The 14,034-nt window shown below is 52.4% G+C and carries 15 protein-coding genes and 1 tRNA gene; 11 read left to right on the top strand and 5 right to left on the bottom strand.

Annotation, left to right across the window (positions count from 1 at the left end; all coding sequences use genetic code 11):
- Positions 1–22: 22 nt before the first annotated feature.
- From BK662_RS13455 to BK662_RS13445, 3 genes are all read right to left on the bottom strand, one after another.
- Positions 23–682: a hypothetical protein gene (locus BK662_RS13455; protein WP_123358466.1), complete on the bottom strand. Its 660-nt coding sequence runs from the start codon at positions 680–682 to the stop codon at positions 23–25.
- Positions 673–1,992, bottom strand: a complete 1,320-nt coding sequence (locus BK662_RS13450) for a tyrosine-type recombinase/integrase (protein WP_063321340.1) — start codon at positions 1,990–1,992, stop codon at positions 673–675. Before BK662_RS13450 ends, BK662_RS13455 begins: the two co-directional genes overlap by 10 nt.
- 553 nt (positions 1,993–2,545) lie before the next feature.
- Positions 2,546–2,630 (bottom strand) — tRNA-Leu (locus BK662_RS13445).
- 79 nt (positions 2,631–2,709) lie between these two features.
- On the opposite strand from BK662_RS13445, the gene BK662_RS13440 reads away from it, so the two are divergent.
- The 3 genes from BK662_RS13440 to BK662_RS13430 all read left to right on the top strand — a co-directional run bounded on the left by BK662_RS13440 (position 2,710) and on the right by BK662_RS13430 (position 5,972).
- Positions 2,710–4,083 carry a tyrosine-type recombinase/integrase gene (locus BK662_RS13440; RefSeq protein ID WP_123358465.1) on the top strand — a complete coding sequence of 458 codons (1,374 nt, stop codon included), beginning with the start codon at positions 2,710–2,712 and terminating at the stop codon, positions 4,081–4,083.
- Between the two features lie 420 nt (positions 4,084–4,503).
- Positions 4,504–4,797 (top strand): plasmid mobilization protein, encoded by a 294-nt coding sequence (locus BK662_RS13435; RefSeq protein ID WP_123358464.1) that lies wholly within the window; start codon positions 4,504–4,506, stop codon positions 4,795–4,797.
- Positions 4,794–5,972: a relaxase/mobilization nuclease domain-containing protein gene (locus BK662_RS13430; protein WP_123358463.1), complete on the top strand. Its 1,179-nt coding sequence runs from the start codon at positions 4,794–4,796 to the stop codon at positions 5,970–5,972. The genes BK662_RS13435 and BK662_RS13430 overlap by 4 nt, the downstream gene beginning before the upstream one ends.
- Positions 5,973–6,292: 320 nt before the next feature.
- Here the strand turns inward: BK662_RS13430 and BK662_RS35275 are convergent, their stop codons facing one another.
- Positions 6,293–6,415 carry a hypothetical protein gene (locus BK662_RS35275; RefSeq protein WP_259695912.1) on the bottom strand — a complete coding sequence of 41 codons (123 nt, stop codon included), beginning with the start codon at positions 6,413–6,415 and terminating at the stop codon, positions 6,293–6,295.
- A gap of 209 nt (positions 6,416–6,624) precedes the next feature.
- On the opposite strand from BK662_RS35275, the gene BK662_RS13425 reads away from it, so the two are divergent.
- The 5 genes from BK662_RS13425 (at position 6,625) to BK662_RS13400 (ending at position 9,804) form a co-directional block, all read left to right on the top strand.
- Entirely contained in the window at positions 6,625–7,242 is a 618-nt protein-coding gene (locus BK662_RS13425; RefSeq protein ID WP_123358462.1) for a 3'-5' exonuclease, read from the top strand.
- A 96-nt stretch (positions 7,243–7,338) separates the two neighbouring features.
- Entirely contained in the window at positions 7,339–7,659 is a 321-nt protein-coding gene (locus BK662_RS36015) for a DUF7693 family protein (RefSeq protein ID WP_446033148.1), read from the top strand.
- 42 nt (positions 7,660–7,701) lie between these two features.
- Positions 7,702–8,859 (top strand): HEPN-associated N-terminal domain-containing protein, encoded by a 1,158-nt coding sequence (locus tag BK662_RS13415; protein ID WP_123358461.1) that lies wholly within the window; start codon positions 7,702–7,704, stop codon positions 8,857–8,859.
- Positions 8,860–9,226: 367 nt separating this feature from the next.
- Positions 9,227–9,508 (top strand): hypothetical protein, encoded by a 282-nt coding sequence (locus BK662_RS13405; protein ID WP_123358460.1) that lies wholly within the window; start codon positions 9,227–9,229, stop codon positions 9,506–9,508.
- Positions 9,509–9,570: 62 nt separating this feature from the next.
- The gene (locus BK662_RS13400) at positions 9,571–9,804 is read left to right on the top strand and encodes an AbrB/MazE/SpoVT family DNA-binding domain-containing protein (RefSeq protein WP_123358459.1); all 234 of its coding nucleotides are present in this window, start codon (positions 9,571–9,573) and stop codon (positions 9,802–9,804) included.
- A 337-nt stretch (positions 9,805–10,141) separates the two neighbouring features.
- On the opposite strand, the gene BK662_RS13395 is transcribed toward BK662_RS13400, so the two are convergent.
- Positions 10,142–10,477, bottom strand: coding sequence for a hypothetical protein (locus BK662_RS13395; protein WP_123358458.1), 336 nt, complete (start codon positions 10,475–10,477; stop codon positions 10,142–10,144).
- Positions 10,478–10,880: 403 nt separating this feature from the next.
- Between BK662_RS13395 and BK662_RS36010 the strand changes: the two genes are divergently transcribed.
- The 3 genes from BK662_RS36010 (at position 10,881) to BK662_RS13385 (ending at position 14,011) form a co-directional block, all read left to right on the top strand.
- On the top strand, positions 10,881–10,997 hold the full coding sequence (locus tag BK662_RS36010) for a DUF7693 family protein (RefSeq protein WP_446033147.1): 117 nt from the start codon (positions 10,881–10,883) through the stop codon (positions 10,995–10,997).
- A 258-nt stretch (positions 10,998–11,255) separates the two neighbouring features.
- On the top strand, positions 11,256–12,395 hold the full coding sequence (locus tag BK662_RS13390; protein WP_185047123.1) for an AAA family ATPase: 1,140 nt from the start codon (positions 11,256–11,258) through the stop codon (positions 12,393–12,395).
- Positions 12,396–13,105: 710 nt separating this feature from the next.
- On the top strand, positions 13,106–14,011 hold the full coding sequence (locus BK662_RS13385) for a hypothetical protein (protein WP_123358456.1): 906 nt from the start codon (positions 13,106–13,108) through the stop codon (positions 14,009–14,011).
- The last annotated feature ends 23 nt before the right edge of the window (positions 14,012–14,034 follow it).

Here is a 14,034-nt window from a genome sequence, read left to right as displayed (position 1 = left end):
CGCAGTGCTCAAAAGAGATTAGTTAGAGGCTTATTTCCCCCCTTTTTGCACGTCGGATCAATTTTTCATATTCGACAATGTCCGCTGGCACCTCGACTCCTGCAGCAACGAGAAGCTCTCGGGCGAGCTCTGCTGCTTTGCGTTTGGTCATCTTCGCTAAGGAAGACTGCCGTAGCTTGTCCGCGGTATCAGCCAACAAATCATCTCGCGGATACTTCGGCTTCACGCCACGAATAGTTGGAGCCGCCTCCAACTTCTGCTCGGTAATGTCCAACACATCGGACACCATGGCGGCCTTCGCCATAAGGTCAGAAAGCAAGCCACCGCTGAAAAAGCACCCATGGCTTCGCCAGCAGGCGTCGTTGATGTAACCCTCGGCGAAAGGAGGGAGATTGTTTAGCCCCCGTAACGTTTCCTGAAGATGCAGTTGCACCTGCCGCACATGGCGAAGTTCTTCGTGGCGCGCGGGGCCTTTTTCCGTTTCGCGGATGACCGCTCTGTAGGACCCAAGCCTTTCCTTGAACCATTCCTGAAGATCGCCGTCGTGATGTCCGGCCAAGTCAGCGATAATTGCCCGCGCAGCATCAGACAGGCTTTCATCGACCAAATCACCTGTACCCCATTCGGGTTGATTGTCGAATACTGGAAGTGCCTTTGATCGCTTGCCCCTTTTTATTTCCATGCTTGTAGCCCCCTCTCCACGCTCACCACATCAGTGTTCCGGTGTGCAAAATCATAGGGCGTGATGTGCTTTTCCCGGTTGGCGTCCAGGTAGTCAGCCCACCACGTCATCATCAGCCGACGCTCTTCCAGGTGCTCAGCCTTGTGGATATAGGCCGCGCGCACGCCGTTGCGCTCTTGGTGGCTCATTTGCCGTTCAACCGCGTCACGCGACCATAGGCCGGACTCGACCAACGCGGAACAGGCCATAGTGCGGAAACCGTGCCCGCAAACCTCTATCTTGGTGTCGTACCCCATACGGCGCAGTGACTTGTTTACGGTGTTCTCCGACATTGGCCGCCAGTAGTAGTGATCGCCAGGCAACACCAGATCAAAACGCCCGCTTAGCCGGCGTATCTGCTCTAGCACTTCAAGCGTCTGGCGTGACAACGGGACAAGGTGCGGAGTCCCCATCTTGGCTCCTCGGTGCGACCTCTTGACGCCCTCGATTGGTGCCCGTTCGCCGGGAATCGTCCACATGCTCCGGGTAAAGTCGAACTCCGACCAGCGAGCAAAACGCAGCTCACTAGAACGAATGAACACCAGTAAAGCGAGGCTTACAGCAAGACAGGTAAGCGGTCGTCCGGTGTCAGCCTCGCAGCGTTGCAACAACTCCGGCAACCGCTCAAGGGGCAAGGCCGGGCGGTGTTTGGTCTTGCGGGTGGCAGTCCCCCCCACCAGATCAAGCGCCGGGTTGTATACGATGAAGTTGCGCTGAACGGCGATTCGCATGATTCCGGCGATGCGCTGACGCAGTCGCCCAACCACATCAAGCGCGCCGCGCTTCTCTACCGTCTTCAGACAGGCCAGCAGGTCGCGGGTTTTCAAGTCGGATACGGGACGTTTGCCCAGCATGGGGAAAAGATCAACCTCAATCTCTTTCAGCACCCTGACCGCGTGATCCTTCGACCATTTGCCGGCCATGCTGGCGTGCCATTCCAGGGCCAGCGCCTCAAAGGTGTTCCCCGCCTCATTGGCCGCCTCGATCTTTGCTTGCTTAGCGCTCTCGATGGGGTCTTGGCCATGCGCCAGCAACTCGAGTGCATCGGCTCGACGCGCGCGGGCGGCTTTCAGACCGAGAGCCGGGTAGTTGCCGAACGTTGCCAGACCAGGCTTACCGCTTGGCTTTTTATACTTGAAGCGCCAGACCTTGGTGCCGGTGGCCCTTACAAGCAAAAAAAGCCCTTGCCCGTCGAACAGGGTGTAGTCCTTTGCGCGGGGTTTGGCGGCCTCGCATTTGGGGTCGGTAAGGGGGGTTACGGTGCGCGCCATAGGTATACGCCTCGATATCGAATCGATATATACCTAAACGTATACCTAAATCGTGGGGCTGTACAGGAACATACGGGGATATTCAGACACAAAAAAACCGGCTACAAGGCCGGTTTCTCTAGGTTTCAGATGTTTACGGGAACATCTGAAATCATACTATTGGTGCCCGAAGCCGGAATCGAACCGGCACGCCCTTACGAGCGGGGGATTTTAAGTCATCTTACCCCTCGCCAGCATACAAAAGCAGTTGAGCGCTGAGGCCGGCTTTTGCCCGTGCTTATAGGCTTAAAAACTTGTTAAATCAATAACTTACGGACATTCTTGGCTGCATTGAAGAGCGGGTGAGAGCTGAGCTCGGCAGGCCTGGAATGGCGAAAGCTACCAACAAAGCTCCCAAGTCAGCTCCCAAATAGCTCCCAAGCCGGCTGCCAAATTTAAGGTGCTGGATACCAAATCGCAGACAGCAAAAAACACCAAGGTCTCGGTAGACGCTGGGGATAGATAGGGGTGTTTTTTGATGAGGCGAGATGAAGCTAGACGATATGAAGCGAGATGGTGCCCCGAGCCGGAATCGAACCGGCACGCCCTGCGGCGGCAGATTTTAAGTCTGATGTGTCTACCAATTTCACCATCGGGGCATGGGAAATGCAAAAGCAGGCGCTGATTTAACCCTAAAACAAAACCAGAATCAATCACTTAGGAAATGAGACACCCCTTATGGCCATGAAAATCAATTTTACCAAGTCCTCGCTGGACAACCTGACGTGCCCGAAAGGCAAATCCGACATTATGGTGTACGACACCGAAGCCAAGGGCCTTGCCGTCCGGGTAACAAAGGCTGGTGGTAAAACATTTTTCGTCGTTCGCAAAATCAAGGGGCGAGACCATAGGATTAAGCTAGGTGCTTACGACAAACGCACTACAAAAATTCCGATGATTCGCGACGAAGCCCTGTCGGTGTACACGAACCTGGAAGCGATGCTGGAGGAAAAAACCACGAAAGACTTGCAGGACGAAGTGACTGTCGAGAGCGCATTCGAGGACATGCTGATCGCAAAAGCGAAGCTCACTGAGTGCACCATCGCAGACTATCGCAAGACTTTTAAGAATCACATCGTTCCACACTTGTCCGGCAGGCCTTTGAGCACGATAGCCGCTAAAGATGTGACCGCCCTGCACGCAAAGGTGACTAAGCCAGTACCAAAAAAGGATGGGACACTTGGCGCGCCACGGGAGCGGACAGCTAACAAGACACTATCCCTGCTTGGCTCGATCTTTTCGTTTGCCGTGACCTTTTACGATAACGGCTCAAAAAGGCTGATTGAATACAATCCAGTTGACATCATGACCACGCTAAAACTTTGGCACGAGAATAGACGATCAAAGATACGCATAAATCCTAATGAGCTTGGGGTGTTTATTACAGAGTGCCTGGCGATTGCTGATCAGCGGCCATTGCGGGATGTGCCGACATCTTTTAAAACCGTTTCAGCCGCCGTCCTTTTTATGCTTTTTAGCGGAGTGAGGCCAGGGGAAATTGCAAAAATTCGCAAGAAGGATATACACCACCCCACTAGATCAATCATCTTTTCGGCGCGGACAAAACTGAACGAACTTGACTCTCTGAAAAACGGACAGGAGTTTCATCTGGTACTAAGTGACAGTGCGTATTGCCAACTACTTTATGCAACGAAGCATTCAATCAGCGAATACGTCTTTTCCGGAGTTTCACAAGATAAAATCAGTGAATCCAGCGTCAGGGATTTTCTGATTAGAGTTCAAGAAAAGGTTGGTACAAGCCTACCCCGGAAAATTATGCGGGCTAGTTTCATCTCGACGGCTCAACGAGCTCGTATCGGCCAGTACTATACTAAGGTTCTATCTAACCATGATGGTAAGGGGCGATCCGTGGATGTGACGGATGGGTATAAAACCGATTATCTCTCGGAGGTCAGGAACGCAATTACACTGGTGGAAAGCGATATTTATACAATGTCTAAAATGGGAAAGGATGTTGTTTGCCGAGGGTTGCTGGAAACTTTGGCCCCGCTCGATCAAAAAGCAATGGGCCAGCTAGTAGCACACTCATAAGCATGACCACCAATAGCAACCTAGTCACACCTTGACTTATTTCGCACTCTTGGTTGCCAAATCGCTCTACCATACTGCGGATCCTCACTCACATACTGCGACATCCAGCCATGTTCGCACTCTTCCTCCGTGAATCCGCACTCACCTACTGCGAAATCACTCTCATATAGTGCGAGGTAACCGATACTCGCACTCCCCTACTGCGAGTTCGCATTCACTAACAGCGAACCTTCGTATAACCGAAAATAAATCACTATATTCTGAAAAACACTTCCGCCCACTATAGATCCACCGGCATAATAGTCTTATATCAGTAGCTAGCCAGTTGTGTCTGTGGCAGACAATAAGCGACTACTCACATCCCTTCGGGTGTTGCGTTGATAAAAGCTAACCAATAAAAACAATAATAGGTAAGCCAAGATGGAAGTCATTGAGAAGCAAAAGAAAGACGCCAGGATCACGATCCGTTTCAGCAGACCTGAGATGGACATCCTTAATTCCAAAATCACCGAGGCTGGTTACAAGTCCGCAGGGGCTTTTATCCGGGACTACGTTGCTCACGGGAAGGTAAAACCAAAAGTTGGTGTTGAGGTAGTGCAGATTGCCAGGGAGCTGATGAATCTTGCATCCCTGATCAACGCCGAGCGGCCTAACAGTGAACTTCTGGAAAAGGTCAAACACATCGCCCACATCAACATGGGAGGTGCAGCATGATTGGCAAAATCTTCCCCAAGTCCTCCGGGTCGTTTAAGAAGCGCATCCGGTACATCTTTGGCTGCACTAAGCACGACCACGAAATCAGCCAAATCCTGACTATCGACTCTAACTGCATTGCTAACGATCCACTGCCATCCTTGCTCGCAGGAAGTGAAGACGACGTACTGGAGATGATCCGCGAGTTCGACAGCGTCGAGACATTGCGACGTATGACAATCGACTCTGATAAGCCCATAAAGCCTGTCTTTCACGCGATGCTCTCACTGCGTCCCGGCGAGTCTCTGACGCCCGCTCAGTGGCGCACATCAGTTCGGAAGTACATGACAGACCTTGGCTTCGACGAGAAGAATCAATACGTCACTGTGATGCATCAGGACAAAGATCATCAGCACGTTCACATCGTTGCCAACCGCATCAGGCTCAACGACGAATTCAGCATGGTGAAAGACAGCAACGAGCGCTCTACGAGCTTGGATTCAGTGTCCGAGATCGAAGACATGTTCTGGTTGAAAAAAGCCCCGAGCCCCAAAGAAACCTGGGGAGTAGCGATCACTCACGCCCAGCTCCAAGCCTCTATTCGTGACGACGACCTTCCCCTGAAACACAAAATGATCGCGAAGATCGCAGGCGCCATCGAGCACACCAAGGCAATCCACGGCGACATGTTCGATCTCGTCGCAGCGCTGAGAAAGCAAAATGTCTACATCCATCTAACGCTCAACGATGACGGCCAGCCCAAGGGCATCTCTTACGAGCTCGACAGCAAACACATCAGCGGACGCCAGCTCAAACGCTCTCGCCTCACCTGGAACAAACTCATCACGCAGGAAGGAATATCGTATGACCCAGAAACCATTCATGAGCTTCAGATCGAAATTGCTCGAAGAGATCAAGACGAACATCAAAGATCTGAGCGACTCCGGTACTTTTACCTACTCTTCCAGGGCGGCGCGCGAAGAATCCCAATCAAAGTCAAAAGCGCAAACTGGCGCCTCGACCGGGACACCCGATTGATCCTGGAAGCCCTGGAGGCCTTGCTTGGCATCGATCTGACCTTCAAAGGCGCCAACAATAGGCCATCAAAGTATTATGTCGAGTACATCCCAGGCCAGCCCCTGGTACTACCAGCTAGAAAACAACAGGAGTATGAGTTTGATCCACAGCCTGCATAACGCGAGCTTCGTGGTCATTGATGGCGTCCCCGGCCAATGCATCGCTGGGTATGTTTTCAGCATGCCTAACGGCGATGACTACATCCAAACGCAACCAATCCAAGATCTAGGAAAACGGCGGCGAGCTTTTTGTTGAAGACAAAGCTGGCAGCACGCACCAGATCGCCGACTTTGAGTACGACGATGCGAGGTGTCAGGATTGCAGGGGTTTCGATGATGTCGTAGCGCGTGACATCGACTGGTTCGAAAGACGGTTTCTTCCATTGGGCCTCAGATCCCGCAGCGTTAAAACTCTCAAAAACTTCAAAAAATGTCTTGGATCATTGTGAGCCGGACAGCACCGTTAGTTGGCGCGCTGATGTCGACAGCAGTAAACCGATTTTTTCGACTTTTTGAGCAGGCCAGTAGAGTTGCTCGACACCACCAACTTCGGTATCAGCCATTGATCAATGGCATTCGGCAAAACAGGAAGCCAGCGGTTCAGAAATCGCGAAAAGCTCCCTCTGCACAATTTTTTCGACGGTTTCTCTGGTGAAAATCATAAGCATCTAGATTGTCTCTGGCTTTCTGAATTGCCTTCGTGAATCCTGAGACCATTGTTCTGAGAAATCACGGTGCTTTCTCTGTACTCACACATCAGGTGTCCTCAGCCATGAGCATTGAAGCAAAGCTCCTTCACCTCCAAGCCATCCAAAACGTCCTCGCGCGATACCGCTACCTCTATTGCGTAGACCTTGAGGCAACCTGTGACGAGGTGGATGAGTCGGAATCACCAAGGCCGCTTGCAGTCGTCCCTAACCAGATGGAAACGATTGAAATTGGCGTGGTGGTGATCGATTTGGAGACGCTTGAGATCGTCGATGAGTTCCAACGTTTCGTCCGACCTCAAATCAACCCCATACTTACCGACTTCTGCAAAAAGCTCACATCCATTCAACAAGCGGATGTGGACAGTGCAGGAACCTATGTGGAGGTTGGCCAAGAGCTAGGAGCGTTTATTGCGCGATATCCAAACGCTGCTTGGGCATCGTGGGGTGACTATGATGCAAGGCAGCTTGAACGCGATGCTGGGTTTGCTGCGTGCCCTTCCCTACTCGAAGGCTTGACCCATTTCAATGCTTGGAAATGGCATGCAGGCTTGTATGACAATCGACCAAAATCACTTAAGCAAACAGTAGAGTCAATGGGGTTGGTTTGGCAGGGTACCTTTCACCGTGGAATAGACGATGCTAGAAATGTGGCTTCCATAGTGAAGGAAATGCTTAGCTAATTGATGAGCCGGGCCCATTGGCCCGAAGAGGCGACCTTCCATTGACCCCACTCCACACCGTAATTTAGCGTTGGCAAACAATGACTCAAGCGCAGAATGATTTGGACACAACCTCCCATCTCACGGCCCGCGAGATCTACCAAAGTGAAGGACGTCGCGCTCGGCGAACGCATCATGACGCGAAGCTCCACGCAGTCCTGGAGCGAGATTTATCACGGCCTCATGCCCGTGGAGATAGATGGCTGGAGACTCACCCTCTTCAATGACTGTGACACCCGGGACTACTGCGAGTACTGCAGGTCGCCTGATGACCGAGTCGGTACACTTGAACTCTGGCAGCGCGAAGGAGCTGATCCTATCGAGCTATTGAGTGAGTGGGAGCGTGAGCAGCTCGAGCGTTTAGCCGCTGCGCTCTGAGCCTGTTTTCAAAACCACGTTACCATTGTCGACTCAAATACAATGGAGACCACACGTGAGAAAACCAGGAAAATGCTTCTGATGGAGAGTGTCTGCGCCAATTGCTTTAGTGACGACGATTTAAAAAAGTGGATCAGAGAATGGGGTGGCCGTCGTGGGTGCGACTTTTGCTGCGAATATACCGCACCTACGGCACCGCTTAGCGACCTTTGCGAACATATAGAAGCTTTATTGGCTCAGCACTACGGGAAAGCTGCAGATCATCTGCCCCACATCAGCGCAGATGGTGGTTACCAAGGCGAGACGTGGTCGACCTATGAGCTGGTATTCGAGGAGTGTTGCATGGATTTGCCCAAGGACTTCAACGAGTCTTTGCGCCGTGCAATCTCCTTCACGCTGACAGACGATATCTGGTGTCACCGTAACTGGATGTCGCTGGATGAAGATGATGCTATGCGGTTCGCGTGGGACAGGTTTTGTAACCACATCAAACACGAACGGCGATTTTTCTTTCAGAATCTGGACGCTGAAGATCTCAGCCATGATGCCTACTCACCGATGGATCTTCTCACAGCAATAGCACGCTTGGTCGAGATCGAAGATTTGATCCAGACGGCAGTGCCCGGGTTCTTACTGTACCGTGCACGACCAGGATTTAAGGGGCGCTCACCGACCGCTAAGGATTTCGGCCCTCCTCCTCGGCATGTTTGCCAGACCAACAGGATGAACCCGGCCGGTGTGCCAATGTTTTACGCCGCCCTAGACCGCAGAACCGCTGTTTATGAAGTGAAGGAGCTGGTGAGTCGTGTGGGGTGCTTTGAGGTGATCAGGCCACTACGTCTATTAGATCTATCAAGACTTCCTGATGTACCGGGGATCTTCTCCGAGGAGCCATATAGACGACGTCTTCTCCTTTCTTTTCTTCACTACTTCACGAACGAGATCATGCAACCCGTAGCTCGGGATGACCGAGTGCACACCGAATACGTTCCGTCGCAAGTGGTGACTGAGTTCCTCCGCGATTACCCGTTCGAATCCGGTCGGCTCGATGGGATAGTGTATGGGAGCGTAGCGGCGCCAAAGCAAGGTAAACGCAATGTCGTCTTGTTCCTGGATGATTTAGAGCCTGAGCGGAGTACCTACTCACCGCGAGCAGATATTCCGCTCAGATTCCTACGAGCTCAGATTGTGCGACTCTGACAGGTGCGATCATCAGTAACTGGAAGAGCCAGGTATACCACCTCTCGATGGGGTGCCCTGGCTATGGACAGGCGTCTGAAAAAAACATGTCTCCTTCACGTCAGAATCCGAGACCCAAGCTTCAGGATATCGAAAGACAGGCAACTGCAAATAGTTGGTGCTTGTTGAAAGCCGGTCTCGCGAAACCGATACCGATGCCGATGCCGATGCCGATGCCGAACATTAGGCTGAGACATGCATCCGGCATTTGCTATTTTCATACTTGATAACATCATTCAACGCAGGCGGTTGGTGCTAATGCTTGGGCGCCCCATCTCACACCACCAAGCCAATGAGCCAACGCTGACTGCCCACTAGGAGTAACAAATTGCTTACCCGTCCCGATAAAGACGCGCTCCGTGCAATGCTGGAGTCGCAAGTCCAAGAAAAACTACAGTACGACCCAGATGCGGTAACAACCTATGCGGCCCAGCCTGTACCAGACAGAAAACCGTACACCAGCAAACCCACGGTTCAGGACAAGGCATTTCACAAAGAGCTCGAGCAGATGCGTGCAGACGCCGAAGCTGGAGTGATACATACGCCCAAGCACGAGCCGGAAGACGGAGATGCCCCTAGCCTAAGGCTTGATGATTATCCGGGTCTGTAAGTGTCGCCGAGATTCTACGGGCATTGAGCGGCTTGGCGATTCAGAACCAATGGAGACCACACGTGAGAAAGCCACCTTTGAAAGTCATCATCGAAGAATGGGATGGTGACGGTGCGATTCGGATTCCCGATGAGGCGTTGCAGGAGCTCGAGCTTGATGTTGGCGACACCGTGTATCTGATTGAAGAATTTGTCGGCAACACGCGATGCCTTGTCCTATCAAAAAAACCTCAAATCGCGGATCGCATAGACGAGCTCGCTGAAGTCTGGGATAGCGGACAACATGGCAACGCCTAGGAGATATGAGGCCGCCGCGATTCGCTCGGGTGATTCGCCTAGTCGACCTTCTGGTGTGACCTGAAAGCAGCCATTTGCATGGCCAGCCCGAACGCTTCAAATGTAAACGGGAGCATCTCGGTTAGAAAAAACGAAGCCCCGGAGGTTCGCGGCTCCAGGGCTTCTATTTTCGCCTCCATCTCTTAATGGTTTGACGAACGGAGGTGATCCGGGGCCATTGGCCCGAAGAAGCGATCTCTCCATTTACGTCACACCGCCGCTTAGCTAAGGGCAGGCGAAGCACCTTCCACCGAAGGCGCTCCTGGGCTCGGACTGTTACACCGCTGCGGCACGACGCTTATGAAGCTGCTCCCGCCAGGTACTTATGACCGTAGATCACCGATAGATTGTGGATGCCAAACTCCAGTGGTCGGCGCGGCTCAAGATTTTCGATACCGGCTATTTCCCCGATTCGTATCAGTCTCAGCTCTTGCTGGGCTGCATTCCCCTGGTTCAACTCTGCAAATGGGCGGTGCGTCGACGGTTTGCGTCCGACTGGTGTTTTGATCAGGGCGACCAGATCCGCTAGGTCGTCTTGGCCAAGAGCCCCTTTATTAAGGAGTCTGTCTGCCGCTTCTTGGAGCCAGTCGTTTTGCTTATGAAGCCACGAACGGATATCAACCTGCGCTTGCATCTTGGCCACTCCCTGACATTTGGATGTGGCAAAAAGCTAGCAGAGATCAATGTCACTCGCCCATCTATTTAATACGAGACAAAAAGTAACGCTGCAATTTTGCCGCCTACCTAAGAAGGCCGAGGAGTAGATATGCACTCCATACAATTTCAGTGCTATGTGCCGCTTCGGGAATGCGGCCTCTGCCATTCCCTGTAAGAAACAGGCTCAAGACTCACTGAGTTATCTGTCAACTGATTGTTCAAAGGCGATTTTGGCAATGTCAGGATGCTGCTGTGAGGCCTGCCATGGCTCACAATCAGTTTTCGCCTATAGCTATGACCCAAAAACCACGTTGTCGGAGCCAGTCACGTGAGCCCGCTGAGAAGCTATATGTTGATTGCCTACGTGATTGCCGGGCCTCATGCCCATGAGCACTGATGGCTGGGTACTCACCCTCTTCAATGACTGTGACACCCTGGATTACTGCGAGTACTGCAGGTCGCCTGATGGTAGAGTCGGGACACTCGAACTCTGGTAGCGGGAAGGAGCTGATCCTGCCGACCTACTGAGTGCCTGGGAACAGAGGTCGACTAGGTAACCGTGTTGGCAGCGCCTCAGATACCGTCGTTTTAAGTGGCGAAGGTTTGGAATCCACTGGAGAGCTCTTCATCCGACCTCATAGCAGACTTATCGCGGGACAATGCTCGTAGTGAAAAAAGCCCGGCACTCTGCTCATAATTTTTCGCCATCTCGGATTTGGTTAGTCTTCAGACACCAACGAATTTGGAGGACGATCATGGACAACCAACTACGAAAGCATTCGAAAGAACTCCGTGAGGCTGCCGGCGTCAGCGTCAATCTGGCCGCGATGTGGGCCAACGTTGCCGAGAGAACCTGGAGATCCTGGGAAACCGATAGCGGCAACGTAACCTCACGCTTACCCTCCCCTGCTGCGCTGTGGAGCTTCCTGGCTCGTTCAGGGATCGACCTACGAAAACTAGGTCTTGAGATTGATGTAAAACCACGTGGGCTCGCGCTGGCTATCGCCTGCTACAAGGGGGGTGTTGGAAAGACATCCATCACTGTGAACCTCGCAGTCGCACTCGCTGAGCTGGGGTTTCGGGTAGCAGTCGTGACGAATGACTATAACCACCGTTATGCATGCGAAGATGGCGAACAACCGGCCCCAGGCAGTTGGGCAAGTCGAGTTGGATTCTTCGATGAGCGCGACCTCATCACATTCCCATCGGCGGTGAAGCAGCGACGCATGCGGATTCGCGATCATCTGGCCGCTTTGCCCCCAAACGAACAAGCGAATTACCAGTTCGTTCATGCCGATGAATTCGAAGCCCTGGAACGAAAACAGCGAGCTACAGAAAAGCTCAGCGAACTGATCGCGCGGCATGATTACGTGTTGCTTGATGTGAACGCTGAGCTCGAACTGGTACGGCGCTTTGCAAATCTGGTTGCCGTGGTCGTGGACACCAACTGTTCGATGGCTGTGCGCAGCGCTGGGAGATTCGTCTCGGCGCTGCAGAACATCAAATGCCGCGAGACAACACCTAGCTACTTCGGCTTGCTGACAAACTGTGATGTCGGAGGCGTCAGCACTGAGCTCGAAGAATTTGTTGGCGATTTTGTGAAGCTGAGTGATGAACAGTATCAGGACATCATCGACTCGAAATACTCGACCTGCCGGCGCCGCGAGCGAGTGCTTGAGCTAGTCGACTCACTGAAGTTTCCTCCTCTGCATACTGAGCTGACCGGCGCGTACCGGATCGCCATCGAGATGCTGGAGGACGCCCCTCCTCCGGCGCAGGAATACGGGTATTTCAGCGCATTCGTAGATTTCGCACCGCGCTCACATGCCGCTCGGGAGATGCGTCGCCTGGCAGATGAACTCATCCATTGGCGACTTCGCAACAACTGGAAGTGATATAGAAAACTCGGTTTGCAGGGCATCCTGCTCCACTCGGCTCCGCCAAGGTCTGAGCGCTCCATTGCTCGTAGCCAAGCAATGAGTTTTAGCATCGCTCATTCGACGGTAAGCGATTTTGAATACAACCTCTTCTCTCACCGTCCTCGTGGTCTACGCTCAGCAACGGCGCTATGGATTTTCGAAATGCCTGCGACACAAGAAATGTTCATGGCTGAGCCATCTTTCGTGATTTAGCAATTACAAGGACGACAGCATGACTGACAGACGACCTTTGAATCCAAACGTAACCGTTCCGAAGCCAGGCGGCGGCGTTCAACCCCGCTCTCGGAATCAAGATGGCCAAGTCCGTGATAAGCGTGATGACGCGGGAAAGCCTAAGAAGAAATAATCAAACGCGATGAATCGCAGGTCACTCACGAAAAGGGAGTGACCTGTTTTACCGGGGCGGGAGGTCAAACTTGCTGCATGAGGCTACCGGCACCGGGGCTTCCCCTGTTACTAGGCACAGATCAGAAACGCGTTTGAAAGAAGTCAAAGACAGGAAGGTTAATACCCGACATCAGGCCCTAATTATGTTTGCCTCTGGCCGCTCTATGCTTTTCTAAAGTTCACGGTTGGTCAGGCGAGATATCGAGTATTTCTCTAACGCTATGGCCAATCGCTGCTATACCCAAACTCACCGCTTAAATCGTCACGGAGAGGGTGCCATGGAAGGGACTACGAACGGAGTCACTGATTGGACAAGATCAACTACCGCCTCGCTGAAGTTTTGCCTTTCCCTGTCAGCAATTTTGTTGACCTCCGCTTGCGGTGCGCGCCCTGTTCACTTCACTCCCCCAAACCGTGCAGACCCGATTATCGAGGTGTCCGAAGTCAAACTGGAGTCTACCAAGGACATCATTGCTGAAATAAAGGATGACAAAGCCAAGCGAAACGCAGCTCAGTTCAAATTGCTAGCTCAATCCGATATTTACTGCGGAGACTTCATCTCTTCGATCTATGGCCGAAGAGCAGTCACTAACGTTTGGTATAGCACCATCACCACGGCCACTGCTGCTGCAGCAGCAATCGTAGGTGGCCGCGCAGCCCAGAATCTCGCGGGGACATCGGCAGTGACAAACGAAATGCGCGGCTCGATCAACAACGAAATGTACGGTGGTGAGTTAATCCCGACTGTTGCGAAAGAAATTATCACCATGCGAAAAACTGAGCTCAATCGAATTCTGCAGCAGCACAATAAGGAGATGCAGGACTACAGTGGAGCTGCTGCGATAGCCGATGTGATTGGATACCACGAACTGTGCTCGATACCCATCGCAATCTCCAACATTCTCGCCCGTGCAAATTCCAGAACCGGAGCGGGCAAGCTTGACCTTAATGCGTCACTTCAGATGATCGACAAAGCTATAGAGGTAGAAAAAGCCCGCCTGAATGACAAAACGATCGAACCCAACGCAGGTGAAAAGCTGCGAATTAGAAACAAGATTTCCGAGCTCTCGGACAGGCGCAGCAATCTTATCCAGATTTACGCAGTGCCAGGTTATCAGTCCTCCACTGACGAAGGGCTGAACCCGACAAGTGATGGAGCCACGCAGACACATGTGAACGAATAAAGCCGAGTGGTAACTCCGGCTTT

The organism is Pseudomonas frederiksbergensis (genome assembly GCF_003732275.1).
GTDB classification, from domain to species: domain Bacteria; phylum Pseudomonadota; class Gammaproteobacteria; order Pseudomonadales; family Pseudomonadaceae; genus Aquipseudomonas; species Aquipseudomonas frederiksbergensis_H.
This window is presented reverse-complemented; position numbering and strand designations above follow the sequence as displayed.

Excerpts from the sequence above, each read along its gene's own strand:
- BK662_RS13415 (WP_123358461.1), top strand. The coding sequence starts at position 7,702 with ATGGAGACCACACGTGAGAAAACCAGGAAAATGCTTCTGATGGAGAGT.
- BK662_RS13440 (WP_123358465.1), top strand. The coding sequence starts at position 2,710 with ATGGCCATGAAAATCAATTTTACCAAGTCCTCGCTGGACAACCTGACG.
- BK662_RS13435 (WP_123358464.1), top strand. The coding sequence starts at position 4,504 with ATGGAAGTCATTGAGAAGCAAAAGAAAGACGCCAGGATCACGATCCGT.
- BK662_RS36015 (WP_446033148.1), top strand. The coding sequence starts at position 7,339 with ATGATTTGGACACAACCTCCCATCTCACGGCCCGCGAGATCTACCAAA.
- BK662_RS13390 (WP_185047123.1), top strand. The coding sequence starts at position 11,256 with ATGGACAACCAACTACGAAAGCATTCGAAAGAACTCCGTGAGGCTGCC.
- BK662_RS36010 (WP_446033147.1), top strand. The coding sequence starts at position 10,881 with ATGCCCATGAGCACTGATGGCTGGGTACTCACCCTCTTCAATGACTGT.
- BK662_RS13455 (WP_123358466.1), bottom strand. The coding sequence starts at position 682 with ATGGAAATAAAAAGGGGCAAGCGATCAAAGGCACTTCCAGTATTCGAC.
- BK662_RS13385 (WP_123358456.1), top strand. The coding sequence starts at position 13,106 with ATGGAAGGGACTACGAACGGAGTCACTGATTGGACAAGATCAACTACC.
- BK662_RS35275 (WP_259695912.1), bottom strand. The coding sequence starts at position 6,415 with ATGGCTGATACCGAAGTTGGTGGTGTCGAGCAACTCTACTGGCCTGCT.
- BK662_RS13395 (WP_123358458.1), bottom strand. The coding sequence starts at position 10,477 with ATGCAAGCGCAGGTTGATATCCGTTCGTGGCTTCATAAGCAAAACGAC.
- BK662_RS13425 (WP_123358462.1), top strand. The coding sequence starts at position 6,625 with ATGAGCATTGAAGCAAAGCTCCTTCACCTCCAAGCCATCCAAAACGTC.
- BK662_RS13430 (WP_123358463.1), top strand. The coding sequence starts at position 4,794 with ATGATTGGCAAAATCTTCCCCAAGTCCTCCGGGTCGTTTAAGAAGCGC.
- BK662_RS13450 (WP_063321340.1), bottom strand. The coding sequence starts at position 1,992 with ATGGCGCGCACCGTAACCCCCCTTACCGACCCCAAATGCGAGGCCGCC.